This is a genomic window from Sphingomonas sp. FW306-05-A (genome assembly GCF_058782275.1).
Genome location: NZ_JBYSXN010000002.1, coordinates 1,475,245 through 1,500,311, shown reverse-complemented (window position 1 = coordinate 1,500,311; position 25,067 = coordinate 1,475,245). Strand labels below are relative to the sequence as shown.

The following is a 25,067-nucleotide window of genomic DNA, read 5'->3' as shown; positions in this document are numbered from 1 at the left end:
GAGGTGTCAGCTATAAGCGGCGACAACGCTGCTATTGCAGCGTCACCGAATCCTCGCCGTCGTGCCGCCCGAAGAACTGCATCAGCTGGATGATCAGCTCGGCGCGCTCCTCGATCCGCTCGGCCTCGAGCAGCGCCTGTTTCGCCGCGACGTCGAACGGCGCGATCTGCGCGATGCCGTTGACCAGCGCCTCGTCGTCAAGGCGCGTCACCGCGTCCCAATCGACCGCATAGCCCTGCGAATCGGCAAAGGCGCGCGATTCGCTTTCCAGCGCGGCACGCCGCGACAGCGACAGCACCTCGGGCGATTCGGGCGATGCGATCAACTCCGCCTCGACCTGGCGGAACGCGGTCGTCACCTCGAGCTCGCGGACGATGCGGAACAGCGACAGCCCCTCAAGGATGAGATTGTACCGCCCGTCCTCGCTCGCCTCGACCTCGGCGATCTTCCCCACGCACCCAATGTCGAACAGCGGCGGCTTGTCGGGCCGTGCGGGCACGTTGGGGCGCGGCTGGACCATCCCGATCCGCCGGTCGCGCGCCATCGCGTCCGAAATCATCGCCCGATAGCGCGGCTCGAAGATGTGGAGCGGCAGATGCATCCCCGGGAACAGCAGCGCCCCCGGCAGCGGGAAGATCGAGAGGCGGGTGATCGTCATCCGAACAGAATCGCGGAAAGCTTGCGGCGCTGCGCCGACACCCACGGGTCTTCGAGCCCGACCACCTCGAACAGCTTGAGCAACTGCGCGCGCGCCGCCCCCTCGTTCCAGGCGCGATCCTCGGCGATCATCGCGAGCAGCGTCGTCGCGGCGGCATCACGGTCGCCCGCCGCCATCTGGCCGTTGGCGAGCGCGAATCGTTTGTCGAAATCGCCAGGATTGGCGGCGACTTCGGCGGCGAGCCCGGCAAGGTCATTGACCGGCGTCGCATCCTGCGCCAGCGCCAGCGCGGCGCGGGCGCGTTCGATCTCGGGATGCTTGGCGGTGTCCTCGGGCATCGCCGCAAGGTGCTCCTGCGCCGCCTCGAGCTCGCCTGCGGCCACCAGCGCGCGGACGAAGCCTGCGTTGACCGCGGGGTGGTCGGGCGCGACCTCGGCGATCTGGCGGAAGATTCCGGCGGCGCGATCGGCATCGCCCTCGGCGAGCGCTTCCTCGCCCATCGCGATCAGCGGCTCGATCTCGGCCTCACCCTGCGCGGCCTCGCTCTCGATCGGCAATTGCTTGAGCAATTGATCGAGCATCGTTTTCAACGCCGATTCGGTCCGCGCCGGGGTAAGGTCGGCGACGAGCTGCCCCTGGAACATCGCATAGACGGTCGGGATCGACTTGATCTGGAATTGCGCGGCGATGAACTGGTTCTTGTCGGTATCGACCTTGGCGAGCACCACGCCCTTGTCGGCATAAGCGGCGGCGACCTTTTCGAGCACCGGGGTCAGCGCCTTGCACGGCCCGCACCACTCCGCCCAGAAATCGATGATCACCAATTTGGTCATCGACGGTTCGACCACGTCGCGACGGAAGGCCTCCACCGCGTCGCGTTCGGCTGCGCTCATTCCCAGGGTCGCCAAGAGATGCTCCAATTCGTTTCGATCGTTGCGTCTTATGTGGGGGCGGGGGCCGACAAGCCAACCCTTTTCATCAAAGTGCGAAAAGAGGCTTGCCGACCCCCCGACCCGGTGTTAGAGGCCGCCCCCTACCCGCCGGGCTCCACAGTCCGGCACATGGCGCCAGAGCGGGCGTAGCTCAGGGGTAGAGCACAACCTTGCCAAGGTTGGGGTCGAGGGTTCGAATCCCTTCGCCCGCTCCAGTCACTCATCCGTAGTTATATATACCGGCGCAAGCCGACCCGGCCCAGGGCCTGGGTGCTGTCGCGCTGTTTTGCTGCAGGATGGGGTATGCGATGCACTCTTCGCCACCACGCACTTTTCTCACAGCCCGGCGACTGTCGGCATGACATCGCGATTCACGCGTCGACAGGCGTGGCAGCTCGGCGCGGTCCTGCTCGGCGGCTTCGCGGTCGGGCGGGGGGCACATTGGCTCACGCCGGTCGGGCGGGACATCGGTCGTTCCGATACCGTCGCCGCGATCCTCGACGGGACCGATTCACCGCGATTCGGCCCGCGCGATGCCACGCTGCGGCTCGCGGTGTTCAGCGACTATCGTTGCCCTGCCTGCCGGCAGGCGTTTCCCGCGCTGGAAAACGCGATTCGCGCGGATGGCGCGGTACAGGTGATTTCCAAGGACTGGCCGATCTTCGGCGCTGCATCGGAGCGGGCTGCGCAGGTCGCGCTCGCGAGTGTGGCGCAGGGGATCTATCCGGCCGTTCACCACGCGCTGATGACGGACGACCGGGGGATCGACGATGCGATGCTGGAGGACGTCGTTACCGCGGCAGGCGGCGACTGGGCGCGGGTGACGTCTGACCTGCGCGTCCAGGGTGACACGATTACCGAACGGCTGCGCAGCAACGGCCGCGAGGCGCTGTCGGTTGGGCTGACGGGGACGCCGGGGTATCTCGCTGGGCCCATCCTTCAGCTCGGCGCGCTCGACGCGGGCGGGTTCGCCCGGCTGTTCGCCCGCGCCCGCGCGGCACCGTGACGGTTCCGCGCGGGGTCACAGCACTATTTACCGCTTGGGTTTGATGAACCGGATCGTCATCCGGTCGCTTTCGCCGATCGCGGCGTATTTCGCGCGATCGACGTCCTTCAGCGCATAGGACGGCGGCAGCGTCCAGACGCCATCGGGATAGTCCGCGGTATCCTTGGGGTTGGCGTTGACCTCGGACATGCCCGCGACCTCGAATCCAGCCTTGCGCGCGAAGCCGACGACGCTCGAGACCTTCATGTAGCCGCTCTTCTCCTCCGCCGCGGCGTCGCGCGCCTCGGGCAGGCGATGCTCGACGATGCCTAGCGTCCCGCCGGGCTTGAGCATCCGGAACATCTCGGCGAACGCGGCCTGCGTGCGGTCGACGCCCGAGAAGCGGAGGTTGTGGATGTTGCGGAAGGTCAGCACGACGTCGGCGCTGCCCGCGGGGACGGACGGCTCGCCAGCTGCTGCGGGGAAGGCGGCAAGCTTGACCTTGCCGTAGACGGCAGGGTTGGTCGTCTGCAGCGTCTTTACCGCGTTGAGGCCCTTCGCCATGCCGCCTGCCGCATAATAGGTCCCGCGCGTGGCGAGATAAGGCGCGAGGATTTCGGTATACCAGCCGCTGCCGGGAATCAGCTCGACCACCGTATCGGTCGGCTTCACGCCAAAGAAGGCCAACGTCTCTGCGGGGTGCCGATAGCGGTCGCGCGCCACGTTCGCCGGAGTCCGCGTGGTGGCGGCAATCGCCTTGGTCAGCGCCGGGTCTACTCGCGGTGCCTGGCCGATGGCGACACCCGCCACGGCGAGGGTGGCGGTCACGGCACCAAGGATCGCAAACATCGGACGCACGGCACATCTCCCTAAATTCTTCGCTACCGACTGGTTGGTGCTGTTGTGCAGGGCGATCCGGTGCGACGCAAGCGGCGGCGTGCGCGATCATTTTGGGTCGGACGGCATGAACGGACCGGCGTGTGCCGCGTTGGGCTTGGGTGACTTCTCTCCCCTCCGAACGCAACACTGCGTACTGGCGCCCCCGGCGCGTCCTCATCACGCGATCCGCGCGCGCCTGGGACCACGGCGTCGCGATCGCGCAGCGGGCCGCGGAGCAGGGCGTGCCGGTGATCGAACTTCCCAACGACCGCGTCGTCTGGGCCCAGCCCGAAGATCCGCGCGCCGCCTATGCCGAGGCGAAGGCTACGCTTGCTGTGGTCGTCGCGCCGCCGTCGAAGCTCAAACTCGAACCGATCGCGCCGAGTGCGGACTGGCGCGTCGACCTGGCGGCGGGGTGTCCGGCGCATTGCAGCTATTGTTATCTCGCGGGCTCGCTCAAGGGCCCGCCGATCACGCGCGCTTATGCCAATCTCGACGAGATCCTCGGCGTGCTGCCGAGCTATATGGACAAGGGCACGATCACCTCGCGCTCGGCAACACGGGTGCACGAGGGCACCACGTTCGAGGCGTCCTGTTACACCGATCCGCTGGGGATCGAGCCGATCACCGGGTCGCTGTCGCGGATGATCGAATGGTTCGGCCGGTCGGATGCGGACACGCAGTTGCGCTTCACCTCCAAGTTCGCCGACGTCGCGCCGCTGCTCGCGCTTGAGCACAATGGGCGAACGCGGATGCGCGCGTCGATCAATCCCAAGCGCTACGCCCGGTTCGAGGGCGGCACCGCGCCGGTCGCGTTGCGGCTGGCGGCGCTGCGGCAGATGGCGGACGCGGGATATCCCGTTGGCCTGACCATCGCGCCGATCATCGCGGCGGACGGTTGGGAGGAGGCGTACGGCACGCTGATCGACGAAGCGGCGGCGCTGCTCGGCAATGTGCCCGATCTGACGATCGAACTGATCACACACCGATTCACGACCGGATCGAAGGCGGTGCTCGACAGCTGGTATCCCGGCTCCGCACTCGACATGACCGACGCCGACCGGATGACCAAGCGCACCAAATTCGGCACAGAAAAGCAGGTGTACGACACCGCGACGATGCAGCGCCTGCGCGGCTGGTTTACCGAGACGATCGCGCGGACGCTGCCCTTGGCGCGCGTGCTGTACTGGACATGACCGTCTTCTTCACCGCGGACACGCATTTCGGCGACCACCGCACGATCAACATCCAGCGCCGCCCCTTCGCCGATGTCGCGACGATGGATGCGGCGTTGATCGCCGGGTGGAATGCGGTGGTGGGCGCAGACGACGAGGTCTGGCACCTCGGCGACGTCGCGCGACGTCCGGCGGCGGTGGCCGATCTGCTCGCGCGGCTCAACGGGCGCAAGCATCTGCTCCGCGGCAACAACGATCCTGATGCGACGCTTGCCGCCGCGGGCTGGGCAAGCGTCGGCGATTATGCGGAGATCACGGTGGAGGAGCGCAATCTCGTCCTGTGTCACTACCCCTTCCGGTCGTGGAACGGGCAGCATCGCGGCGCGATCAACCTCCACGGGCACAGCCACGGCCGGCTCAAGCCGATGCCGCGGCAATATGACGTCGGGGTCGATCCCAACGAGTTCGCGCCGGTTCGGCTGGCGCAATTGCTCGGCGCGTGACGGCGGAGACGGTTCCTAACCTCTGCCGGGTCGGTTAGCGTGGCCGGCATGAAACACGGCGACATCCGAATCGGCATTGGTGGCTGGACTTACGAACCATGGCGCGGGACGTTCTTTCCCGAAAAATGGCCGCAGAAGCGCGAACTCGATTACGCCGCGTCGAAACTGACCGCGATCGAAGTCAACGGCACCTATTATTCGTCGCAAAAGCCCGCGACCTTCGCGTCCTGGGCGAAGGCGGTGCCTGACGGGTTCGTCTTTGCACTCAAGGCATCGCGCTATTGCACCAACCGCAAGGTGCTGGCGGAGGCGGGCGAATCAATCACCAAGTTCACCGGGCAGGGTATCGTCGAACTGGGCGACCGGCTCGGGCCGATCCTGTGGCAGTTCATGGCGACCAAAAAATTCGACGCGGACGATTTTGGCGCGTTCCTCAAGCTGTTGCCGTCGAGTCAGGACGGCGTCGCGCTGCGCCATGCGGTGCAGGTGCGGCACGAGAGTTTCCTCGTCCCCGAGTTCGTCGCGCTGGCGCGCGCGGCGGGGGTGGCGATCGTTTATGCCGATTCGACCGAATACCCCGCAATCGCGGATGTCAGCGGGGATATGGTCTATGCGCGGCTAGAGGCGGCGGTGGAGGAAGAGCCAGCGGGTTACGCCCCGGCGGCGCTCGATCGCTGGGCCAAGGCCGCGCGCGACTGGTCGGCGGGCGCTGCGCCGGGCGACTTGCCGTACGTGGCGGAGGCGGCTCCGGTCGTGCCGCGCGAAACGTTCGTCTTTTTCATTAACGGCGCGAAAGTGCGTGCGCCACACGGTGCGATGGCGCTGATCGACCGGGTGCAGGGGTAAAACCGTCTGCCTGAGCGGGAGTAATCCCGCTCTAGATCGCTCCGTTCGTTTCGAGCGTCGCGGGCGTATCCGGCACCACTTCAGTCTCTTCGGGCGCCGCTTCCTGCGGTGTGGCGGGTGCCAGAGGTGCCATCGGGCGCGGATCGACACCGGGGCTCAGGATGGCGGCACTCTCGATCGTGTTGAGCGCGTGGCGGGTGTTGATGTAACGGCGGGCGGCCTCGGTCCAGCGCGTCGCCTGGCTCGCGCCGGGCGTCCGCGACACTTCGGCGAGCGCCGCCTCGACCTGTCCGGCTTCAAGCAGCCGCTGCGCGCGCGCGACTCGGTCGACCGGCAGCGGCGACGGCGCACTCGCCTTGCGCAGGACCACGAGGTTGCGCAGTTCGCGCGCCAGGCTTTGCAGCCAGCCGCTGCTCGCCACCCCGGTGACGAGTTCGGGTGCGACGCCGTCGAGCCCGGCGCGCAGGTCTTCGAGCGTCACCGGGTTGCGCGCTGCCTGGACGATCGTCGCGACCGCGGCGGCCTGGGTCGTGCCGAAGCGCGTGCGCAATTGCTGCTCGATAAAGCCGAGGTTGAGTCCGCGGTCGAGCGCGCGACGGGCCGCGAACGCGACCATCAGCCCTTCGCTGCGGGTGGCATAAGCGGCGGCCTGCTGCGCATCACGGTCGATGCTTGCCTCGCGCGCTTCGAGCGCATCCAGCTTGCTCGCCAGCTCAGCCTCGCGACTGCTCAACGCGGCGATATCGATCGCGGGGCCGGGAGCACCGGCCTTTCCGGGCAGGATCACGACGGGCGGCTGCCCGTTCGACACCGGGAGCGTCATCGTCGCGACCTGTTTGCCATCCGCGCCGGTATTCAGGCCCTTGCCGAAGCGCGTGATCAGCAACGCGGCCACGCCGACGCCGATCAGAAAGGCGATCAGCCCGAGCGCGATTCCCATTCGCCATCCCATACCGCGCTGAGTCGTAATGGGGGGAACGGGGAGTGGAGTATAGGGTGGCACGGTACGCTGCGGCGGTACTGGAGGGGCGGGCCGAGTCTGCTCGGGGGCGTGGTGCCTGTCCTGCCCGGGGGCCTGCGCCGGGAATTCGGTCTCGGGGACGGTGGGCGTGTTTTCGTCCATAGCCTCGTCTTATCATCGCCCGAACGCGAACGGTCAACGGCTCGTCGTCGGAAGAGCCTTCAGGGCGGTGAACAGCGCCGCGTCGTCAGGTCGCGCCGCGACGGCAATACCGGCCCAGCCGGACCCGGCGGCGGCGGCGATTACCGGGCTGAACGCCGCAATCGCGATCCGCGCGCGCGACAGGCCTGCTGAATCGACCAGCGTCCCGATGCGCCTGGCGGCGCGTGCGGAATGGAGCAGTGCGACGCGGTCGTGCAGTACGTCGAGCTCGGCGGGATCGACCGCGCGGGGCACGCTCTGATAGACCGGGATCAGCGTCGTGATTACACCGCCGACCTCAAGCGTGCGATCATGCCCGGTCAGATGGAGCGCGCGTCGTACGCCGGTGCGCTCCGCCAGGGCCACGATGTCCGCGGCATTGCCGGTGCCCGATGCGATCACCTCGAACCCGGCATCGCGTGCCGCCGCAGCAGTGTGTCCGCCGACCGCGAGTACCGGCAGCCTTCGCAACGCCGCAATCGACGCTCCGCCGAAGCGAAGCGCGTTGGCGCTGGTCAGGATCAGCGCATCGTGCTGCTCCGGATCGGGGACGGCCCAGTCGAGCGGCTCGACCGCGAACAGCGGCAGCGCCACCGCGTCGAACCCGGCGTCGTGCGCGCGCGCGAGCGTCGCGGCATTGCCGGGCTCGGGACGCAGCACGACCAGCCGCTGGATCATCCCGCGAACAATGATCGCACTGCCGACGGCGCACGGTCGAGCAAGTCCTTTCCCAGTCGCGCGGCTAGCGTAGCATCGCCGAGCGCGCCGTCGACCACGCCCGCGACATGCGCGCTGCCGTCCTCGGCGAACAATTCGCCGCGCAAGGTCATCGTCGTTCCGCCTTCTCCGTCGTCGGCGAGCGTCGCCAGCGCCGCGACCGGCGAATGGCAATCCGCCTGCAACGCCGCAAGCAACGTGCGTTCGAGCAGGACGCAGGCATGGGTCGGCGCATCGTCGATCGCGGCGAGCAGCGTGCGGACTCGCTCATCGCCGGTCCGTGCCTCGATCCCGACTGCGCCCTGCGCGGGGGCGGGGAGCATCACGTCGATCGGGATGCAGCTGCCGACCTCGACCCGCCCGAGCCGTTCGAGCCCTGCCGCCGCGAGCAACGTCGCGTCGACTTCGCCCGCCGCGACCTTGGCGAGCCGCGTGTCGACATTGCCGCGCAGCAAGATCGTGACGAGATCGGGGCGCAACCGCTTGACCTGCGCGACCCGGCGCGGCGAGCTCGTGCCGACCACCGCGCCTTCACGCAACGCGCTCACGCTGTCGGCGCCGATGATCCGATCGCGCACGTCGGCGCGCGGCAGCATCGCTGCGATCGTGATCGCATCCGGGCGTCCGGTTTCGACGTCCTTCATCGAATGGACCGCGAAATCGATCTCGCCGCATAGTAATGCGCGATCAAGTTCCTTGGTCCACAGCGCCTTGCCCCCGATCTCGGCAAGCGCGACATCCTGGCGACGGTCGCCGGTCGTGCGGATCGTGACGATCTCGACGCGGTCGCGGTCCCAGCCATGCGCTGCGCACAGTGCCTCGCGCACCAGATTGGCCTGAACCAGTGCGAGCGGCGACCCGCGCGTCCCGAGCTTGAGCGGTGGTTGTGTCACGCGGCGTCCCCTTCGCTGCGTGTCATGGACGAAATCGCCGGGGTCCGACAAGTGGCGGGCGAGGGCGGGGGCTTCGACAATGCGCGGGATCGGCGATAGGGAGGGCGGATGGCACTCATTCTTGGTCTCGAATCCAGTTGCGACGAAACCGCCGCTGCGCTCGTCACGTCGGATCGTCAGGTTCTGGCACACCGTCTGGCAGGACAGGAGGCGGCGCACCGTCCGTTCGGCGGCGTCGTCCCTGAAATCGCCGCGCGCGCGCATGTCGAGGTGCTCGCCCCCCTGATCGAGGCAGCGCTGGCGGATGCGGGGGTCACGCTCGCCGAGGTCGACGCGATCGCCGCGACGGCTGGGCCGGGGCTGATCGGCGGGGTTATGGTAGGGCTCGTCACGGGCAAGGCACTCGCGCATTCCGCGGGCAAGCCGCTGATCGCGGTCAACCATCTGGAAGGGCACGCGCTGAGCCCGCGACTGTCCGATCCCGATCTCGCATTTCCCTATCTGTTGTTGCTCGTCTCGGGCGGGCATTGCCAGTTGCTGCTGGTCGAGGGGGTGAACCGCTACCGCCGGCTTGCGACGACGATCGACGATGCTGCGGGCGAAGCGTTCGACAAGACCGCCAAGGTGCTCGGGCTGGGCTTCCCCGGCGGCCCCGCGGTCGAGGTTGCGGCCCGCGCCGGGCGACCGATCGTGCCGCTGCCGCGCCCGCTGAAGGGATCGCCCGAACCGCATTTTTCCTTTGCCGGGCTCAAGAGCGCGGTCGTCCGCGCGCATGCGGCAGGGACTTGGTCGGTCGAGGATATCGCCGCGTCGTTCCAGCAGGCCGTGGTCGATTGCCTGCTCGATCGCACCGTCCGCGCGCTCGAGGCCGCACATGGCGCGACTGCGCTGGTGGTCGCGGGCGGGGTCGCTGCGAACGGCGCGGTGCGGACCGCACTTGCCGATCTGGCGGCGGCGAACGGTCTGCGGTTCGTGGCGCCGCCCTTGTGGCTGTGCACCGACAATGCCGCGATGATCGGCTGGGCTGGCGCGGAGCGCTACGCGGCCGGGCTGACCGATCCGCTCGATGTCGCTGCGCGTCCGCGCTGGCCGCTCGATCCGGGGGCGGAAGCGGTTCGTGGTGCAGGAGTGAAGGCATGAAGATCGGGGTCATCGGTGGCGGTGCCTGGGGCACCGCACTCGCGCAGGTCGCAGCGCGGGGCGGCGAACCCGTCCTTTTGTGGGCGCGCGAGCCGGATGTCGTCGAGGGGATCAACACCGGTCACAGGAACGCTCGCTTCCTCTCCGGAATCACGCTGCCCGAGACGATCGTCGCGACCGGGTCGCTCGGCGCGCTGTCGGCGTGCGATGCGCTGCTTGTCGTTGTGCCTGCGCAGCATGTCCGCGCGGTGCTTGCTGAGACGGCCGTCGGCGCGACGCCGCTGGTGCTCTGCGCCAAGGGGATCGAGGCGGGCACGCAGATGCTGGTCGGCGAAGTCGCGCGCGAGATCCATCCAAACGCGCCGATCGCGGTGCTGTCCGGTCCGACCTTCGCGCATGAAGTCGCCGCCGGGCAACCGACTGCGGTGACGCTTGCCTGTGCGGACGAAGCGTTGGGCGCGGCGCTCGCGGACCGGCTCGCGGGACCTGCGCTCCGGCCCTATGCTACGACCGACGTCATCGGTGCGGAGATCGGCGGCGCGGTCAAGAACGTGCTCGCGATCGCGTGCGGCGTGGTCGAGGGGGCCGGGCTGGGCCAGAACGCGCGCGCCGCGCTGATCGCACGCGGCTTTGCCGAGATGGTCCGCTTCGGGCTCGCGCGCGGCGCGCAGGCCGAGACCTTGAGTGGGCTGTCGGGACTGGGGGATCTGGTGCTGACCTGCTCGTCGACCAGCTCGCGCAACTTCTCGCTCGGGGTCGGGCTGGGGCAGGGACGGCGTGCGCAGGATCTGCTCGCGGACCGCGTGACGGTGGCGGAGGGCGCGGCTACCGCGCCGGTGCTGCGCGTGGCGGCGGCTGCGATCGGGGTAGAGATGCCCGTGGTCGCGGCGGTATGTGCGCTGCTCGAAGGCGCGGATGTCGGCGCGGTCATCGAGGCGCTGCTCGCGCGGCCGTTGCGACGCGAGGTGCGGTAGAGAATGACGGCGTCGGGGTAGTCTACCCGTTCCGTTCGTCCTGAGGTGCTGCTGAGCAAAGTCGAAGCGGCGTATCGAAGGACAGGTTGCCTCGCGCAACGGTGCTTCGATACGAGCCCTCGATACGCTCCAAGAGGGGCTACTCGGTTTCTACTCAGCACGAACGGCTAGTAGAAACGGCGTCTTGCCCAGGGATACGTCGCGCGACCTGTGTTCGGCGGACCCCGGGACGAGCTCGGGGTGACGGACAGGGCCGCCTCAGAAATCGATCGCGATGCCTTTGTGCTCCCAGTCGCCGTAGCGCGTCGGGTCGAGCCCGAGATGGTCGCGCGTGTCGCGCGGTTCGGGTTTGGGGTCGGGGGCGGGCACCGGCGTATTCTTGCTCAGATAGGCTGGTGGCTTCACATGCGGCGGACGAGCGGCCATGAGGGACTTCCTTGCAGACGCATGAGATAAAGCGTCTCCCGTCAGTTGGCGGTCCTTTGCGAAGAGTTCAAGCCCGTGACACTGCCACCCCCCCGCCGTTACATGCCCCGCCCCGAACCCGTCGAGGCCCCCGGCGTCCCCGCACGCCGCGCTGCGCTCCGAATGCTCGACGCGGTTCTCCGCCAGGGCTTGCCGCTCGAAGCCGCGATCGGCCGCGCGACCGGAGGGATCGACCGCGCCGATGACCGAGCGCTGGCCCACGCGATCGCGGCGGAGGTGCTGCGACGGTTGCCCGATCTCGACGCGTTGATCGATTCGGCGACCAAGACTCGACTGCCCGATGATTCCAAGGCGCGCTTTGCGCTGCGCATCGCGCTGGTGCAGGCGCTGTCGCTCGGCACCCCGTCGCACGCGGCGATTTCGACCGTGCTGCCGCTGGTCGACGGTGGCCCGCGCAAGCTCGTCCACGGCGTGTTCGGGACGTTGTCGCGCAACGGCGACCAGCTCCCCGAACTGCCGACGCTTCCCGATCCGGTCGCTTTGCGCTGGCACGCCGCCTGGGGCGACGATGGGATCCATGCTGCCGAGGAGGCGATGGCGGCTCCCCCGCCGCTCGACCTGACGCTCGCCGACCCCGCCGAAACCGCGCGCTTCGTTGAGGAATTGGGCGGCGTCTCGCTGCTTCCCGGCCATGTCCGGATCGACTCCGCGCATGTGCCCGAGCTTCCGGGATTCGAGGACGGGCGCTGGTGGGTGCAGGATATCGCTGCCTCGTTGCCCGCACGATTGCTGGGCAAGGGTGCGGGCAGCGCGCTCGACCTGTGCGCCGCGCCTGGGGGCAAGACGATGCAGCTCGCGAGTGCAGGCTGGCGCGTGACCTCGGTCGATGCGTCCGAAAACCGACTCGCGCGACTGCATGACAATCTTGCGCGGACGGGGTTGGCGGCGGAGATCGTCCAGGCGGACGTGCTCGAATGGGCACCGCCGACGCCGGTCGACGCCGTGCTGCTCGATGCGCCGTGCAGCGCGACGGGTATCTTCCGGCGGCATCCCGATGTGCTCCACCGCGTGCGGCCGTCGCAGATCACCGATCTTGCCGCACTCCAGACCAGCCTGCTGACGCGCGCGGCGGAATGGGTGAAGCCCGGCGGGACGCTCGTCTTCGCGACCTGCTCGCTCGAACCCGCCGAGGGCGAGAAGCAGCGCGAACGCTTTGCCGCAGCCCGCCCCGATTTCGCGCTCGATCCGGTTGGTGCGGAGGAATTGCCGGCAGGGATCGTGCCGACGGCGGAGGGAACGGTGCGGACGTTGCCCGGCATGGTCAAGCCGGGTGGCAACGACGGCTTCTTCATCGCGCGCTGGCGGCGGCAGGGGTAGGTTTGGGGGGGCTGCCGTTTGCGCGCCTTCCCTATCCCGTACTACGGTCTCCTTCCTCCTGCGCTTCCCCGGCGAAGGCCGGGGCCCAATCGAGATGTCCGGGGTAACGAATCACAGCCCGTCGATTTTGGACGTTCTGCTACTGGGCCCCGGCCTGCGCCGGGGAAGCGGGAGAAAAGGGTAAGGGAAGCGCAATTCGCTCACCCGACCGTAAACCAACAACCACATACGGTATGCGCGACCCGTCCTGTCCAACGCATGCTTGTCCCGAATCGGCGGCGTGCTACAGGCTCAGCGCATCATGTCCCAGCGCCCCGTCCGCATCGCCCCGTCCATCCTCTCGGCTGATTTCGCCAAGCTCGGCGAGGAGGTCCGCGCGATCGACGCCGCGGGCGCGGACTGGATCCATGTCGATGTGATGGACGGGCATTTCGTCCCCAACATCTCGATCGGCCCGGCAGTGGTGAAAGCGATCCGCCCGCATACGACCAAGCCGCTCGACGTCCATCTGATGATCGCGCCGGTCGACCCGTATCTCGAGGCGTTCGCCGAAGCCGGCGCGGACACGATCAGCATCCACGTCGAGGCCGGGCCGCACACGCATCGCAGCCTTCAGCACATCCGCCAACTCGGCAAGCGCGCGGGTGTCGTGCTGACCCCGCAGACGCCCGCCAAGGCGCTCGATTACCTGCTCGACATGGTTGATCTGGTGCTCGTCATGAGCGTCAATCCTGGCTTCGGCGGGCAGGCCTTCATCGAAAGTGCGCTCGGCAAGATCGAGAGCGTCCGCAAGATGATCGACAAGGGCGGCTATGATATCGACCTCGAGGTCGACGGCGGGATCGACCTGATCACCGCGCCGCGCGCGATCGCGGCAGGCGCGGATGCGCTGGTCGCGGGCACCGCGACCTTCCGTGGCGGGCCGGATGCCTATGCCGCCAACATCGCAGGATTGCGCGGCTAAATGCGCGACCGGCAGGTTCCACAGGACGAAACGCTGCCCGACGGGATCGACGAGGGCAAGCGGCTGGTGCGCGTCGGCGGCGACAAGGGATTGTCGCTCGCCGAGCGGCTGTCCGAGCATTTCCACCGGTTGACGTGGCGTACGCCGATCCACGGTATGCGCCTCAAGGGGCGGCATCCGCTCAAACTGATTGCAGTCCCCGACGACCCGTTGCTAGGGGACGTCCAGCGCGGCCACGCCTTGCTCGAGGGCATGCTCACGTTTCGCGGCGAGAGCCGTGACATCGAGACGCTCGATCTCACCAAGCCCGATTTCTCCAAGGCGTTTGCGGATTATCTCCACAGTTTCGCCTGGTTGCGCGACCTGTCGACCGTGGCGACGCGCGCGCAGGCGACGCCGATCGCGGAACATCTGATGCGGCTGTGGCTCAATGCGCACGCCGATACGGTCAGCGAACCGGCGTGGCGCGCGGACCTGTGGGGCCGCCGCATTCTGTTCTGGACCGCGCACGCCCCGCTGATCCTGTCGTCGGCGGATCTGGTGTATCGCAGCCGCGTGCTCAACACGCTTGCGCGCGGGGCGCGGCATATCGATCGTGCGGCGGAGAAGGCCCCGCCCGGTGCGCCGCGCGTTGCCGCTTTGTGCGGGGTCGTCGCGGGAACGTTGCTGATTCCCGGCGGCGATCCGCGCCAGTCGGCGACCGAAGCGGCGTTACTGCGCGGGCTGATATCGTCGATCTATGAGGATGGCGGGAACGTCGCGCGGTCGCCCGCGGTGCAGGTCGATCTCGTGATGCTGCTGACCAGCCTGCGCGAGGTCTATGACGCGCGTCAGCTCGATCCGCCCGCGTTCCTGGGCGATACGCTGGCCAGGCTGATCCCCGCGCTGCTCGGCATCTGCCACGGCGATCGCGACATCGGCAGCTGGCAGGGCGGCGGCCCCTATGGCGCGGACGCGCTGGCGCAAGTCATCGCCGCGACCGGCGTGCGGACACGCCCGCTGCGGCAGGCGCGCGACTGGGGGTATCAGCGGCTCGCGGCCGGAAGTGCGGTGGCGATCCTCGACGGGGCACCGCCACCGGTCGCACGGCTGGTCGAGGGCGGCTGTGCCTCGACACTGGCGATCGAACTGTCCGACGGCCCCGACCGGATCGTCGTCAATTGCGGCGGCGCGCGGACCGGGATCGCGCAGCTTCCCGCCGATCTGTCGGAAGGATTGCGCACGACCGCGGCGCATTCGACGCTCGTGCTCGGCGACAGCAACTCGACCGCGATCCATGCCGACGGAACGCTTGGCCGCGGCGTCGGCGAAGTCGAGCTGGTCCGCCAGGAGAGCGAGACCTCTAGCCGGATCGAGGCAAGCCACGACGGCTATGCGCGCCGGTTCGGGCTGCTCCACCGTCGCCAGTTGGTGATGGCCAATGATGGTCGCGAGCTGCGTGGCGAGGATGTGCTGCTGCCGGCACCAAAGCAGCGCAAGATCCAGCCGTCGGTGTTCGCAGTGCGCTTCCATCTTGGTTTCGGCGTGCAGGTTTCCCCGACCGCGGACGGGATGGCGGCGTTGCTGCGATTGCCGCATGGGGGCGTCTGGCAATTCCGGTGCCGCGGCGGCAAGCTGGCGATCGAGGACAGCCTGTGGATCGACGCCGAGGGGCGTCCGCATGCGACGCTCCAACTGGTCGTGACGGGGGAGGCCCCCGCCGGGGGGACCAACATCGGCTGGGTGCTCAAGCGCGCGCATTGAAATTGCAGGCCCAAGCGGGCAGGGGGTGCGCGACATTCCTCCCCCCTCTCGCCCCCGGAGCCTCCCCATGACCACCATCCCGATCCGCCGCGCGCTGCTCTCGGTGTCCGACAAGACCGGCATCGTCGAACTGGCGCAGGGGCTGGCGCAGAATGGCGTCGAGCTCGTCTCGACCGGGGGCACCGCCAAGGCGCTGCGCGATGCGGGGCTGGAGGTGCGCGACATTTCGGACCTGACCGGCTTCCCCGAGATGATGGATGGCCGCGTCAAGACGCTCCACCCGGTGGTCCATGGCGGGTTGCTCGCGGTGCGTGACGATGCGGCGCATGTCGCCTCGATGGAAGAGCACGGGATCGGCGCGATCGATCTGGTCGTGGTCAACCTCTATCCGTTCGAGGCGACCGTCGCCAAGGGCGCGGAACGCGACGAAATCATCGAGAATATCGACATCGGCGGCCCGTCGATGGTGCGCTCGGCGGCAAAGAACCACGCGTTCGTCGCGATCGTCACCGATCCGGCGGATTACGCGCTGGTCGCGGGCGGGAGCACGACGCTGGCGGATCGCCGCAAGTTCGCCGCCAAGGCCTATGCCGCGACTGCCGCCTATGACGGGATGATCGCGACGTGGTTCGGCCAGGTCGACCAGGGCGAAGCCTTCCCCGAGACGCTCGCGATCACTTTGCAACGCGGTCAGTCGCTGCGCTACGGCGAGAACCCGCACCAGTCGGCGGCCTTCTACACCGCTGGCGGCAGCGCACCGCGCGGCATCGGCCAGGCGCGGCAGATGCAGGGCAAGGACCTCAGCTACAACAACCTCAACGACGCCGACGCCGCGCTCGACCTGATCAGCGAGTATCGCGACGCCGCACCGACCTGCGTGATCGTCAAGCACGCCAACCCGTGCGGCGTCGCGACCGGCGAGACGCTCGAAGCGGCGTATGGTGCTGCCTTCGCGTGCGACACGGTGTCAGCATTCGGCGGGATCATCGCGCTCAACCGTCCGCTCGACGGTGCGACCGCGCGCGCAATTGCGGGGATCTTCACCGAAGTCGTGGTCGCCCCCGACGCAGATGAAGAGGCGCTCGCGATCTTCGCCGCGAAGAAGAACCTGCGCCTGTTGCTGACCGGCGAACTGCCCGATCCGGCGCGCGCCGGGTTGCTGGCGAAGGCGATCACCGGCGGCTGGCTGGTGCAGAGCCGCGACGGTGACTCCAATCCCGAGATGAAGGTCGTCACCAAGCGCGCACCGACCGAGCAGGAGTTCGCCGACTGCCGCTTCGCCTGGACCGTCGCCAAGCACGTCAAGTCGAACGCGATCGTCTACGCCAAGGGCGGCAGCACCGCAGGCATCGGCGCGGGGCAGATGAACCGTCTCGAATCCGCCCGCATCGCAGCGTGGAAGGCAAAGGACGCCGCCGACAAGGCGGGCTGGGCGACGCCGCGCACGATCGGCTCCGCGGTCGCGTCGGACGCGTTCTTTCCATTCGCTGATGGGTTGATGGCGGCGGTCGAGGCGGGCGCGACCGCGGTGATCCAACCGGGCGGATCGATCCGCGACGACGAGGTGATCGCGGCGGCGGATTCAGCGGGCCTGGCGATGGTGTTCACCGGGGTGCGCCACTTCCGGCATTGATCGGCGCGCGTTCCGCTCCCTGAACATACCGTCATCCCCGCGACAGCGAAGCCTCTATAAAACATAGCTGTCCTCCCGCGAACGCGGGGGTCCAGGAGTTCCGAAAGCTGTAAGCCGTAATTCTGCTTGGCTCTAGATTCCCGCCTTCGCGGGAAAACAGCAAAGGACAGGTTCGTAACCCAAGGTTCGCAGAAGGCCATGCAAGGCGGGAATGACGGAATTGGAACGATGGCGGCGATAGCGTGCTCGGTTTACCCCGCAACCGCCGGGCGCTTTCGGATCAGCGCACGGTCCTCGTCGCGGAACGCCCAGCGGTACAGCACGTAGAGATAGATCGCCGCCATCACCGGCTCGCCGATCGCGAGCTCCGCCCATTCGTATCGCTTGGGCAGCGCGGTAAACAGGCCGCCCGCGACGCACGTTGCAAGCACCGCCCACGCCATCGCCCAGCGCCATCCTGCCACGGGAGCCTTGAGCAACCGCGACAGATAGGTCGACTTGATGATCGAGGTGATCGACACCGACACGAACAGCGCGACCGCCGGCCCCGCCGCCTGGAACGCGACCGGCCAGCCGACCGACTGCATCGCGAAGATCAGGCCGAAGCTGAGCGCCACCTGGAACAGCAGCATGCCGACCGAAATCGCCATGTTCTGCAACCGAGCGATGTAGACCAGCGCGGATTCGCACACCGCGCCGGTCGAGGCGGCGGCTTCGGCGAACAGCAGGAAGGAGAGTGCCGCCGTCCCCGCGACGAATTGGGGGCCGACCGTTCCCATCACCGCTTCGCCCGGAATTGAGCCCATCAGCGCAAGCCCGGTCTGCGCTGCGAGGATCCAGAAGCCGACCTGCCGGACCTGTGCCGCAACCGCATTGGTGTCGCCGCGCGCGAGGCTGGTGGTGATCACGGGGCCGAGGATCGGGTCGAAGCTCGTCTTCAGTTTCCCCGGGATCGACGCGACCTGTTGCGCCATCCAGTAAATGCCGACGATCCGAGGCTCGAACATCAGGAACAGGATCGAGCGATCGACGTTGCGCGTCCCCCATTCGAGCGCATCCGCGCCCGCGAGCGGCGCATTGCGGCGGATCAGCGCGAGCGTGCGGCCCGGATGGAGCCGCCAGCCGACCGGCGCGCCATAGCTTCGCCAGAACGGCACCAGCGACGCGGCCAGCGCCGCGATCATCGACAGCATATAGGCGATCACCAGCCCGTCATGCGGCGCGATCGGATAGAGCACTCCGGCCGCGATCGAGATCGTCCACGGCTCGATCACCGCGCGCGCGGTGACGGTGGCTTTCACGTTGCGGCGATAGGCGAGCGCGGCCAGCGTAATGTCCGACCAGGCGGTGAAGACGATGATGCACGGCAGCAGCCGTTCGAGCCCGGTCGGCGCACTGCCGTGATACATCAGTTCGGGGAGCAGCAGCAGGATGCCGCTTGCGGTGAAGGACGCCAGCGCCGCGACGACGAGGCAATCCCACACGATGTCGACATGCGGGCGATCGGTATCCGATATCGCGAGCGCAAGCCCGCGCTTGAGCCCGAAGGTCGCGAGCAACGCCGCCACCTCGACGAACAGCACCGCGCGCGCGAAGGTGCCGAGCGTGTCCGGCCCGTACAACCGCCCCGCGATGAACAGGAACGGGATGCGCGCGACGAGGCGCATCAGGAAACCGAGGATGTTGGTCCGCCCGCCCTTGGCGAGCGCGTTGATCTCGTCGTCCGTGCCCCCACGGTCGGCCGGTACGCCCCCCGTCGCGCCCCCCATGACTGGCGTCAATGCGCGGCCCCCCAGCTCAGGCCGGTGCCGATCTCGATGCCGAGCGGCACGCTGAGCTGGACGACGGGTTCGGCGGCGGTCGCCATCACGCGTTCGATCACCGGCTTGGCCGCGGCGACATCGCCTTCGGGGAGTTCGAACACGAGTTCGTCATGCACCTGCAGCAGCATCCGCACGTTGGGCAGCCCCGCCTCGAGCAGTGCCGGGCCCATCCGCACCATCGCGCGCTTGATGATGTCGGCGGACGTCCCCTGGATCGGCGCGTTGATCGCAGCGCGCTCGGCGCCCTGGCGTTCGTGCTGGATCTTTGAGGAAATGCGCGGGAAGTGCGTCTTCCGCCCGAACAAGGTGGTGGTGTAGCCGTTCGCGCGGACAGTCTCGGTGGTCTGCGCGATATAGTTGCGGATGCCGGGGAAACGATCGAAATAGCGGTCGATCATCGCCTGCGCCTCGTCCGCAGTGACGTCGAGCCGGCCCGCGAGACCCCAGCGGCTGATCCCGTAGAGGATCGCGAAGTTGATCGTCTTGGCGCGCCCGCGCGTGTCGCGGTTGACCTCGCCGAACAGCTCCTGCGCGGTGAGGCTGTGGATGTCGGCACCGCTCGCGAAGGCGTCGCGCAGCTGCGGCACGTCCGCCATGTGCGCCGCGAGCCGCAGCTCGATCTGTGAGTAATCGGCGGCGAGCAGGACGTTGCCGGGTTCCGCCACGAACGCGTCGCGGATCTGGCGGCCGATCTCGGTGCGGATCGGAATGTTCTGGAGGTTCGGATCGGTCGACGACAGCCGCCCGGTCTGTGCGCCGGTCAGCGAGTAGGACGTATGGACACGCCCCGTCGCCGGGTTGATCTGCGCCTGGAGCGCATCGGTATAGGTCGACTTGAGCTTGGACAGCTGCCGCCATTCAAGCACCTTGGTCGCAATGTCCTTGCCCGGCGAATCCTTGTCGGCGGCGATCCGCTCGAGCTCGTTGACGTCGGTCGAATAGACCCCGGACTTGCCCTTGCGCCCGCCCTTGATCCCCATCCGCTCGAACAGCACGTCGCCCAATTGCTTGGGGCTGCCGATGGTGAAAGCACCGCCCGCGAGCGCGTGAATGTCGACTTCGAGCGCGCCGATCTGCGTCGAGAATTCTCCCGACAATTGCGCGAGCTTTTCGCGATCGACCTTGATCCCGTGGCGCTCCATCTGTGCGATGACGGGCGCGAGCGGGCGATCGACCATCTCATAGACGCGCGTTGCGCCGTCTGCGGCGAGGCGCGGCTTGAACCGCCGCCACAAGCGCAGCGTCACGTCGGCATCCTCCGCGGCGTAGCGGGTCGCGGCGACCAGATCGATTTCGTTGAAGGTCCGCTGCGACTTGCCGACGCCGACCACGTCCTTGAACGCGATGCAGCTGTGCGACAGATGCGTCGCCGCGAGCTCGTCCATGCTGTGGCCGTGGAGGCCCGCGTCGAGATCGAAGCTCATCAGGATCGTGTCGTCGAACGGCGCGACGCCGACGCCCAATCGCCCGAGCACGATCATGTCATACTTCAGGTTATGCCCGATCTTGAGCACCGACGGGTCCTCGAACAGCGGCTTCAGTTTCGCCAGCGCGACCTCGACCGTCAGCTGTTCCGGCTTTTCCGCGAACAGTCCGCTCCCGCCATGCGCGAGCGGGACGTAGCAGGCGAGGTTGGGGTGGAGCGCCATGCTGATCCCGACGAGGTCGGCGCGAGTCGCGTCGATCCCGGTCGTCTCTGTATCGATCGCGATCCAGCCCTGGTGCCGCGCGAGCGTGATCCAGCGGTCGAGCGCGGCCTCGTCGACCACGGTCTCGTACGAATCGACCTCGCACGGCGGGTCCTGCTCGGTCGGCACCGCCTTGGGCGCAGGGACCGGCGCATCCGCGACCGCCGACAGCTTGGCGAGCAACGAGCGAAACCCGTGATGTTCGAGAAACACGCGCAGCGGGGCGTCGGGAATGCCCTTGAGTTCGAGATCCTCGAGCGGCTCGGGAAGCGCGACGTCGCATTTGAGCGTCACCAGTTCCTTCGACAGCCGCGCCATGTCGGCATGTTCGATCAGATTGTCGCGGAGCTTGCCCTTCTTCATCCCCTCGGCAGCGGCGAGGACGGATTCGAGGTCGCCATGTTCGAGGATCAGCTTGGCCGCGGTCTTGGGGCCGACGCCGGGGACGCCCGGCACATTGTCGACGCTGTCGCCCATCAGCGCGAGCACGTCGCCGAGTTGCGCGGGGGTGATGCCGTGGAATTTCTCCGCGACATGCTCCGCGCCCAATCGTCGGTTGTTCATCGTGTCGTACATGTCGAGCCCAGGCTCGATCAGCTGCATCAGATCCTTGTCCGAAGACACGATCGTCACTTCCCACCCCTGCGCGAGCGCGGCGCGCGAGTAGCAGGCGATAATGTCATCCGCCTCCAGCCCCTCGGTCTCGATGCACGGTAACGAGAAAGCGCGCGTTGCATCGCGGATCATCGGGAACTGCGGCACCAGATCCTCGGGCGGCGGCGGGCGGTGCGCCTTATATTGGTCGTACAGATCGTTGCGGAAGGTCTTGGACGACTTGTCGAGGATGACCGCCATGTGGGTCGGCCCGTCCGCGGCATGCACCTCGTCCGCGAGCTTCCACAGCATCGTGGTATAGCCATAGACCGCGCCGACCGGCTCGCCATGCTTGTTGGTGAGCGGGGGGAGGCGGTGATAGGCGCGGAAGATATATCCCGAGCCATCGACAAGATAGAGATGCGGCATCGTGCGGCGATAGCAGCGCCCGCGTCCTAGCAGAAGCCCGCTTTGCGCTCAGCCGTTCGAGCGCGCCACGTTCCGTCGGCTGGCGTTGGCAGAGGCGGTGCTGGCATGGTTGGCGACGACGCTGCTGACGACCGCCTGCATCAGCGCTTGCCGTGCCGGGATCGGGCGTGGCGTATCGCCGATCATCACCGCGATCGCATAGGTCCGGCCATCGGGCGCGATCAGCAGGCCGACGTCGTTATAGCCTGCGGTCCGCCCCGCGAGATCCTGCCCCGTCCCGGTCTTGTGCCCGAAGCTCCATCCGGCCGGGACTGCACCGCGCAGCCGCATCTTGCCGGTGTGCGACGACTGCATCGTCCCGATCAGATAGGAGGTCGACGCCGCCGACAGCAGATCGCCGCGTTTGAGCCGCGCGAGCGCGCCCGTGATTGCGGTGGGGGCGGCACCGTCCGGCGGATTAGCGACGTAGCGTTGGTACGCCGCGATCCGGTCCGCGCGCGACAATGCGTTGCGCGCACGATTGAAGCCGTCGTTGAAGGCATAAGACGGCTGCCACGTCAGCCCCGCGGTCCCGGCCTGCAGCATCCGCTCGCCCGGACCGAAGCCGATCGCGCCCAGCCCCTTGCGCGCGATGAATCCGCGCACCGCGTTTGGCCCGCCGACCAGCCGCATCAGCCGGTCGTTGGCGGTATTGTCGCTCATCGTCAGTGCGCGCTGAAGCAGTTCTCCGACCGTCGTGCGATAGCCGGTGTCGCCGCGGATCAGCCCGGCGATCGGCTGGTGGAACAGCGTGATGTCGTTGCGGGTCAGCGTGATCGGGTCATCGAGCCTGAGCTTGCCCGCATCGCGCGCGGACAGCACGGTCATCGCGACCCACAATTTGCTGACGCTCTGCTGCGGCAATCGCTGGCTGCCACCGGCATCGATCAACCAGCCGTCATCGACGCTGCGCACCGCGACACCGACCTTGCCGGTAAAGCCGCGCACCAGTTGCGTGACGTTGGCAGCGAGCATCGGCGGCGCGGGCAGCACGTGCCGTCCCGCCGAGGGTCCCGACCGTGGCGGGATCGCGACGATCAGCGGGGCTTGCGCGCCGGTGCTGCTTCTCGCCGCCCGGACGCGCGTGTCATAGCCGCACGCACACAGCGCCGCGGTCATCGCAAGGATTGCCACCGGCTTGGACACAGGAAGAGAAAAGATGTGCGCAACCACCAAATTTGTCCCCGCCCGTGCTTTATGCCCTGAACCGCCGCGATAAAGCCAGATCATGTTCTAGGAATGGCTGTGGTGGCTGGCTGCGACAAGCCGCCTCATCGTCGCGATGAGACGGGGTTGCGATGCGCGGGCCGTCAGCCGTCGCCGACGCGCTCGATATCCGCCCCGACCGCGCTCAGCTTTTCCTCGAGCCGTTCGTAGCCGCGATCGAGGTGATAGACGCGGCTGACCTGGGTTTCGCCTTCCGCGACCAGCCCGGCGATGATCAGGCTCATCGACGCGCGCAGGTCGGTCGCCATCACCGGCGCGCCGACCAGCCGGTCGACCCCGCGGACGAGCGCGGTACGGCCCTGGACGTGGATGTCCGCGCCCATGCGTGCCAGCTCTGGCACATGCATGTAGCGGTTCTCGAAGATCGTCTCGGTCAGCGTGCTTTCGCCGGGCGCCATGCACAGCATCGCCATTAGCTGAGCCTGCATGTCGGTTGCGAAGCCGGGGAAGGGCGCGGTCGACACCGTCACGGGACGGAGCGGGCCGTTCGCCTCGACAAACAGGTTCTCGCCGCGTTCCTCGACCGTGACGCCCGCCTGGCGCAGCGCCTCGATCGTCGCGAGCATGTCGCTCGCCTTGACGCCGACAAGTTCGAGCGACCCGCCCGTAATCGCCGCCGCACAGGCATAGCTACCCGCCTCGATCCGGTCGGGCATGACCCGATAGGTCGCACCGTGGAGCCGGTCGACGCCCTCGATCTCGAGCGTTTCGGTGCCGATCCCCGAGATCTTTGCGCCCATCGCGACGAGCAGGTTGCACAGGTCGACGATCTCGGGCTCGCGCGCCGCATTCTCGATCCGGCTGCCGCCCTTCGCGAGCGACGCCGCCATCACGACATTCTCGGTCGCGCCGACCGAGACCACCGGGAATGTGTAGACACCCCCCGACAATCGCCCGCCCGGCGCGATCGCCTTGACGTAGCCCGCCGCCATTTCGAGCTGTGCGCCGATTGCTTCCAGCGCCTTCAGATGCAAATCGATCGGACGATTGCCGATCGCGCAGCCGCCGGGCAGCGACACCGTCGCCTCGCCCGCACGGCCCAGCAACGGGCCGAGCACGAGGATCGACGCACGCATCTTGCGGACGATGTCATAGGGGGCTTCGGTCGCGGTCAGCTTGCCGGCACGGATCGTCATCACCCGCCCGAAATCCTCGGGCCGTGCGCCCTCGATCCGGGTCGAGCAGCCGAGCTGGTTGAGCAAATGCCCGAAACTGTCGACGTCGGCGAGCCGCGGCAGGTTGCGCAGCGTCACCGGCTCCTCGGTCAACAACGCGCACGGCATCAACGTGAGCGCGGCGTTCTTGGCACCGGAGATGGGGAGACGGCCCGAGAGGCGGTTGCCGCCCCGAATGAGAATACGATCCATCGACCTCGTTTATCGTCTTACCCCGCGCGCGCAAGCATGCGCGGAAAGGATTCACCCTTTGGTGGCGTGGTCAGCACGGTTGATCGACTTTAATGCGAAGTCCCCGAGAGACTGCTTTTGACGTACGAGAACAAGGGGTGATCACCGCGTGCCGCAAAGTTGCTTCGCCGACCGTCTCGGCGATCTGGTGGAACTGACGCCGTCTGAACGCATAGCGCTCGGCCGGCTGGAGGAGCGCGAGCGTGTGCTTCGACGCAACATGACGTTACAGCGCGAAAACGATCGTGCAGGCGAGATGTTCGTGCTCCGCAAGGGCAAGATGATGAGCTCGGTGCTGCTGGACGACGGCAGCCGGCAAATCCTGCGCTTCCATTTCGCGGGCGACCTGCTTGCGATGACCAACATGATCTACAGTAGTGCGACCGAGACGATCACGGCGCTGGGCGACTGCGTGGTCGCACCGTTCGACCGATCGGTGCTGAGCGACCTGATGCTGGCGCAGCCGCGGATTGCGGCGCTGATCCTGATTTGCAACCAGATCGAGCGCGCTGCCCTGACCGACCGGCTCGCAGCCCTCGGGCGAACCTCGGCAAAAGCGCGGGTCGCGGCGGTCCTGCTGGAAATTCGTAACCGGATGCAGCTGCTCGACCGATCGACGCCTGGAAGCTTCATCCTCGGGCTGACGCAGGAGGAGATCGGCGATGCGACCGGGCTCACCGCGGTTCACGTCAACCGGATGCTGCGACAACTGGAGGAAGAGAAGATCATTTCCCGAGAGGCAGGGCGGATCCGCTTTCTCGACGAGCCCAGGATGGCGCGCGCGGCAAATTACGTCGATCGCTACGCGGGTCTCAATCTTGGCTGGCTACCAGGCCATCCCTGACGGACGGCGC

The 25,067-nt window shown here is 67.7% G+C and carries 22 protein-coding genes and 1 tRNA gene; 12 read left to right on the top strand and 11 right to left on the bottom strand.

Features of this window, described 5'->3' with window-relative positions; all coding sequences use genetic code 11:
* Nucleotides 1-31: 31 nt before the first annotated feature.
* Complete coding sequence (locus tag AC3WJR_RS15750; RefSeq protein ID WP_492725903.1) at nt 32-658, bottom strand: LON peptidase substrate-binding domain-containing protein; 627 nt, start codon at nt 656-658, stop codon at nt 32-34.
* Complete coding sequence (locus AC3WJR_RS15745; RefSeq protein WP_492725901.1) at nt 655-1,551, bottom strand: tetratricopeptide repeat protein; 897 nt, start codon at nt 1,549-1,551, stop codon at nt 655-657. The genes AC3WJR_RS15750 and AC3WJR_RS15745 overlap by 4 nt, the downstream gene beginning before the upstream one ends.
* 179 nt (nt 1,552-1,730) lie before the next feature.
* Here AC3WJR_RS15745 and AC3WJR_RS15740 point away from each other — a divergent pair.
* Nucleotides 1,731-1,805 (top strand) — tRNA-Gly (locus AC3WJR_RS15740).
* 143 nt (nt 1,806-1,948) lie between these two features.
* Nucleotides 1,949-2,596, top strand: coding sequence for a DsbA family protein (locus AC3WJR_RS15735; protein ID WP_492725900.1), 648 nt, complete (start codon nt 1,949-1,951; stop codon nt 2,594-2,596).
* A 27-nt stretch (nt 2,597-2,623) separates the two neighbouring features.
* Here AC3WJR_RS15735 and AC3WJR_RS15730 read toward each other — a convergent pair whose 3' ends face one another.
* Entirely contained in the window at nt 2,624-3,424 is an 801-nt protein-coding gene (locus AC3WJR_RS15730) for a class I SAM-dependent methyltransferase (protein WP_492726192.1), read from the bottom strand.
* 149 nt (nt 3,425-3,573) lie between these two features.
* Between AC3WJR_RS15730 and AC3WJR_RS15725 the strand changes: the two genes are divergently transcribed.
* Genes AC3WJR_RS15725 through AC3WJR_RS15715 form a run of 3 tightly spaced genes read left to right on the top strand, consistent with a single transcriptional unit; the run spans nt 3,574 to nt 5,978 of the window.
* Nucleotides 3,574-4,650, top strand: coding sequence for an SPL family radical SAM protein (locus tag AC3WJR_RS15725; protein ID WP_492725898.1), 1,077 nt, complete (start codon nt 3,574-3,576; stop codon nt 4,648-4,650).
* Nucleotides 4,647-5,132, top strand: coding sequence for a metallophosphoesterase family protein (locus tag AC3WJR_RS15720; RefSeq protein ID WP_492725896.1), 486 nt, complete (start codon nt 4,647-4,649; stop codon nt 5,130-5,132). The genes AC3WJR_RS15725 and AC3WJR_RS15720 overlap by 4 nt, the downstream gene beginning before the upstream one ends.
* Before the next feature lie 48 nt (nt 5,133-5,180).
* Nucleotides 5,181-5,978, top strand: coding sequence for a DUF72 domain-containing protein (locus AC3WJR_RS15715; protein WP_492725895.1), 798 nt, complete (start codon nt 5,181-5,183; stop codon nt 5,976-5,978).
* A 31-nt stretch (nt 5,979-6,009) separates the two neighbouring features.
* On the opposite strand, the gene AC3WJR_RS15710 is transcribed toward AC3WJR_RS15715, so the two are convergent.
* The 3 genes from AC3WJR_RS15710 to hemC all read right to left on the bottom strand — a co-directional run bounded on the left by AC3WJR_RS15710 (nt 6,010) and on the right by hemC (nt 8,750).
* On the bottom strand, nt 6,010-6,918 hold the full coding sequence (locus AC3WJR_RS15710; RefSeq protein WP_492725893.1) for a hypothetical protein: 909 nt from the start codon (nt 6,916-6,918) through the stop codon (nt 6,010-6,012).
* 216 nt (nt 6,919-7,134) lie between these two features.
* Nucleotides 7,135-7,818: a uroporphyrinogen-III synthase gene (locus AC3WJR_RS15705; protein WP_492725892.1), complete on the bottom strand. Its 684-nt coding sequence runs from the start codon at nt 7,816-7,818 to the stop codon at nt 7,135-7,137.
* Nucleotides 7,815-8,750: a hydroxymethylbilane synthase gene (gene hemC / locus AC3WJR_RS15700; protein WP_492725889.1), complete on the bottom strand. Its 936-nt coding sequence runs from the start codon at nt 8,748-8,750 to the stop codon at nt 7,815-7,817. The genes AC3WJR_RS15705 and hemC overlap by 4 nt, the downstream gene beginning before the upstream one ends.
* 108 nt (nt 8,751-8,858) lie before the next feature.
* Here hemC and tsaD point away from each other — a divergent pair, with 108 nt between their 5' ends.
* Both tsaD and AC3WJR_RS15690 read left to right on the top strand, forming a co-directional pair.
* Nucleotides 8,859-9,890: a tRNA (adenosine(37)-N6)-threonylcarbamoyltransferase complex transferase subunit TsaD gene (tsaD, locus tag AC3WJR_RS15695; protein ID WP_354278739.1), complete on the top strand. Its 1,032-nt coding sequence runs from the start codon at nt 8,859-8,861 to the stop codon at nt 9,888-9,890.
* A complete protein-coding gene (locus AC3WJR_RS15690) occupies nt 9,887-10,864 on the top strand; it encodes an NAD(P)H-dependent glycerol-3-phosphate dehydrogenase (protein ID WP_492725885.1) in 978 nt (325 codons plus the stop codon). The genes tsaD and AC3WJR_RS15690 overlap by 4 nt, the downstream gene beginning before the upstream one ends.
* Before the next feature lie 258 nt (nt 10,865-11,122).
* On the opposite strand, the gene AC3WJR_RS15685 is transcribed toward AC3WJR_RS15690, so the two are convergent.
* Nucleotides 11,123-11,290, bottom strand: a complete 168-nt coding sequence (locus AC3WJR_RS15685; protein WP_354278741.1) for a DUF1674 domain-containing protein — start codon at nt 11,288-11,290, stop codon at nt 11,123-11,125.
* Nucleotides 11,291-11,392: 102 nt separating this feature from the next.
* On the opposite strand from AC3WJR_RS15685, the gene AC3WJR_RS15680 reads away from it, so the two are divergent.
* The 4 genes from AC3WJR_RS15680 to purH all read left to right on the top strand — a co-directional run bounded on the left by AC3WJR_RS15680 (nt 11,393) and on the right by purH (nt 17,007).
* Entirely contained in the window at nt 11,393-12,667 is a 1,275-nt protein-coding gene (locus AC3WJR_RS15680) for an RsmB/NOP family class I SAM-dependent RNA methyltransferase (protein ID WP_492725883.1), read from the top strand.
* Nucleotides 12,668-12,968: 301 nt separating this feature from the next.
* Complete coding sequence (rpe, locus tag AC3WJR_RS15675; protein WP_492725881.1) at nt 12,969-13,631, top strand: ribulose-phosphate 3-epimerase; 663 nt, start codon at nt 12,969-12,971, stop codon at nt 13,629-13,631.
* The gene (locus AC3WJR_RS15670) at nt 13,632-15,374 is read left to right on the top strand and encodes a heparinase II/III family protein (RefSeq protein WP_492725879.1); all 1,743 of its coding nucleotides are present in this window, start codon (nt 13,632-13,634) and stop codon (nt 15,372-15,374) included.
* A 67-nt stretch (nt 15,375-15,441) separates the two neighbouring features.
* Complete coding sequence (gene purH / locus AC3WJR_RS15665; RefSeq protein WP_492725877.1) at nt 15,442-17,007, top strand: bifunctional phosphoribosylaminoimidazolecarboxamide formyltransferase/IMP cyclohydrolase; 1,566 nt, start codon at nt 15,442-15,444, stop codon at nt 17,005-17,007.
* 251 nt (nt 17,008-17,258) lie between these two features.
* On the opposite strand, the gene AC3WJR_RS15660 is transcribed toward purH, so the two are convergent.
* The 4 genes from AC3WJR_RS15660 to murA form a co-directional block, all read right to left on the bottom strand.
* On the bottom strand, nt 17,259-18,776 hold the full coding sequence (locus tag AC3WJR_RS15660; protein WP_492726190.1) for a lipopolysaccharide biosynthesis protein: 1,518 nt from the start codon (nt 18,774-18,776) through the stop codon (nt 17,259-17,261).
* A gap of 8 nt (nt 18,777-18,784) precedes the next feature.
* On the bottom strand, nt 18,785-21,541 hold the full coding sequence (gene polA / locus AC3WJR_RS15655) for a DNA polymerase I (RefSeq protein ID WP_492725875.1): 2,757 nt from the start codon (nt 21,539-21,541) through the stop codon (nt 18,785-18,787).
* A gap of 48 nt (nt 21,542-21,589) precedes the next feature.
* A complete protein-coding gene (locus AC3WJR_RS15650) occupies nt 21,590-22,699 on the bottom strand; it encodes a serine hydrolase (protein WP_492726189.1) in 1,110 nt (369 codons plus the stop codon).
* Between the two features lie 191 nt (nt 22,700-22,890).
* Nucleotides 22,891-24,174, bottom strand: a complete 1,284-nt coding sequence (murA, locus tag AC3WJR_RS15645) for a UDP-N-acetylglucosamine 1-carboxyvinyltransferase (RefSeq protein WP_354278749.1) — start codon at nt 24,172-24,174, stop codon at nt 22,891-22,893.
* Between the two features lie 148 nt (nt 24,175-24,322).
* Between murA and AC3WJR_RS15640 the strand changes: the two genes are divergently transcribed.
* On the top strand, nt 24,323-25,057 hold the full coding sequence (locus tag AC3WJR_RS15640) for a Crp/Fnr family transcriptional regulator (protein WP_492725873.1): 735 nt from the start codon (nt 24,323-24,325) through the stop codon (nt 25,055-25,057).
* Nucleotides 25,058-25,067: the final 10 nt, after the last annotated feature.

Coding starts and splice junctions, on each gene's coding strand:
- polA (WP_492725875.1), bottom strand. CDS start 21,541: ATGCCGCATCTCTATCTTGTCGATGGCTCGGGATATATCTTCCGCGCC.
- AC3WJR_RS15670 (WP_492725879.1), top strand. CDS start 13,632: ATGCGCGACCGGCAGGTTCCACAGGACGAAACGCTGCCCGACGGGATC.
- AC3WJR_RS15745 (WP_492725901.1), bottom strand. CDS start 1,551: ATGAGCGCAGCCGAACGCGACGCGGTGGAGGCCTTCCGTCGCGACGTG.
- rpe (WP_492725881.1), top strand. CDS start 12,969: ATGTCCCAGCGCCCCGTCCGCATCGCCCCGTCCATCCTCTCGGCTGAT.
- tsaD (WP_354278739.1), top strand. CDS start 8,859: ATGGCACTCATTCTTGGTCTCGAATCCAGTTGCGACGAAACCGCCGCT.
- AC3WJR_RS15680 (WP_492725883.1), top strand. CDS start 11,393: ATGCCCCGCCCCGAACCCGTCGAGGCCCCCGGCGTCCCCGCACGCCGC.
- AC3WJR_RS15660 (WP_492726190.1), bottom strand. CDS start 18,776: ATGGGGGGCGCGACGGGGGGCGTACCGGCCGACCGTGGGGGCACGGAC.
- murA (WP_354278749.1), bottom strand. CDS start 24,174: ATGGATCGTATTCTCATTCGGGGCGGCAACCGCCTCTCGGGCCGTCTC.
- AC3WJR_RS15730 (WP_492726192.1), bottom strand. CDS start 3,424: ATGTTTGCGATCCTTGGTGCCGTGACCGCCACCCTCGCCGTGGCGGGT.
- AC3WJR_RS15705 (WP_492725892.1), bottom strand. CDS start 7,818: ATGATCCAGCGGCTGGTCGTGCTGCGTCCCGAGCCCGGCAATGCCGCG.
- AC3WJR_RS15720 (WP_492725896.1), top strand. CDS start 4,647: ATGACCGTCTTCTTCACCGCGGACACGCATTTCGGCGACCACCGCACG.
- AC3WJR_RS15685 (WP_354278741.1), bottom strand. CDS start 11,290: ATGGCCGCTCGTCCGCCGCATGTGAAGCCACCAGCCTATCTGAGCAAG.
- AC3WJR_RS15690 (WP_492725885.1), top strand. CDS start 9,887: ATGAAGATCGGGGTCATCGGTGGCGGTGCCTGGGGCACCGCACTCGCG.
- AC3WJR_RS15715 (WP_492725895.1), top strand. CDS start 5,181: ATGAAACACGGCGACATCCGAATCGGCATTGGTGGCTGGACTTACGAA.
- AC3WJR_RS15650 (WP_492726189.1), bottom strand. CDS start 22,699: ATGACCGCGGCGCTGTGTGCGTGCGGCTATGACACGCGCGTCCGGGCG.
- AC3WJR_RS15710 (WP_492725893.1), bottom strand. CDS start 6,918: ATGGGAATCGCGCTCGGGCTGATCGCCTTTCTGATCGGCGTCGGCGTG.
- AC3WJR_RS15750 (WP_492725903.1), bottom strand. CDS start 658: ATGACGATCACCCGCCTCTCGATCTTCCCGCTGCCGGGGGCGCTGCTG.
- purH (WP_492725877.1), top strand. CDS start 15,442: ATGACCACCATCCCGATCCGCCGCGCGCTGCTCTCGGTGTCCGACAAG.
- AC3WJR_RS15735 (WP_492725900.1), top strand. CDS start 1,949: ATGACATCGCGATTCACGCGTCGACAGGCGTGGCAGCTCGGCGCGGTC.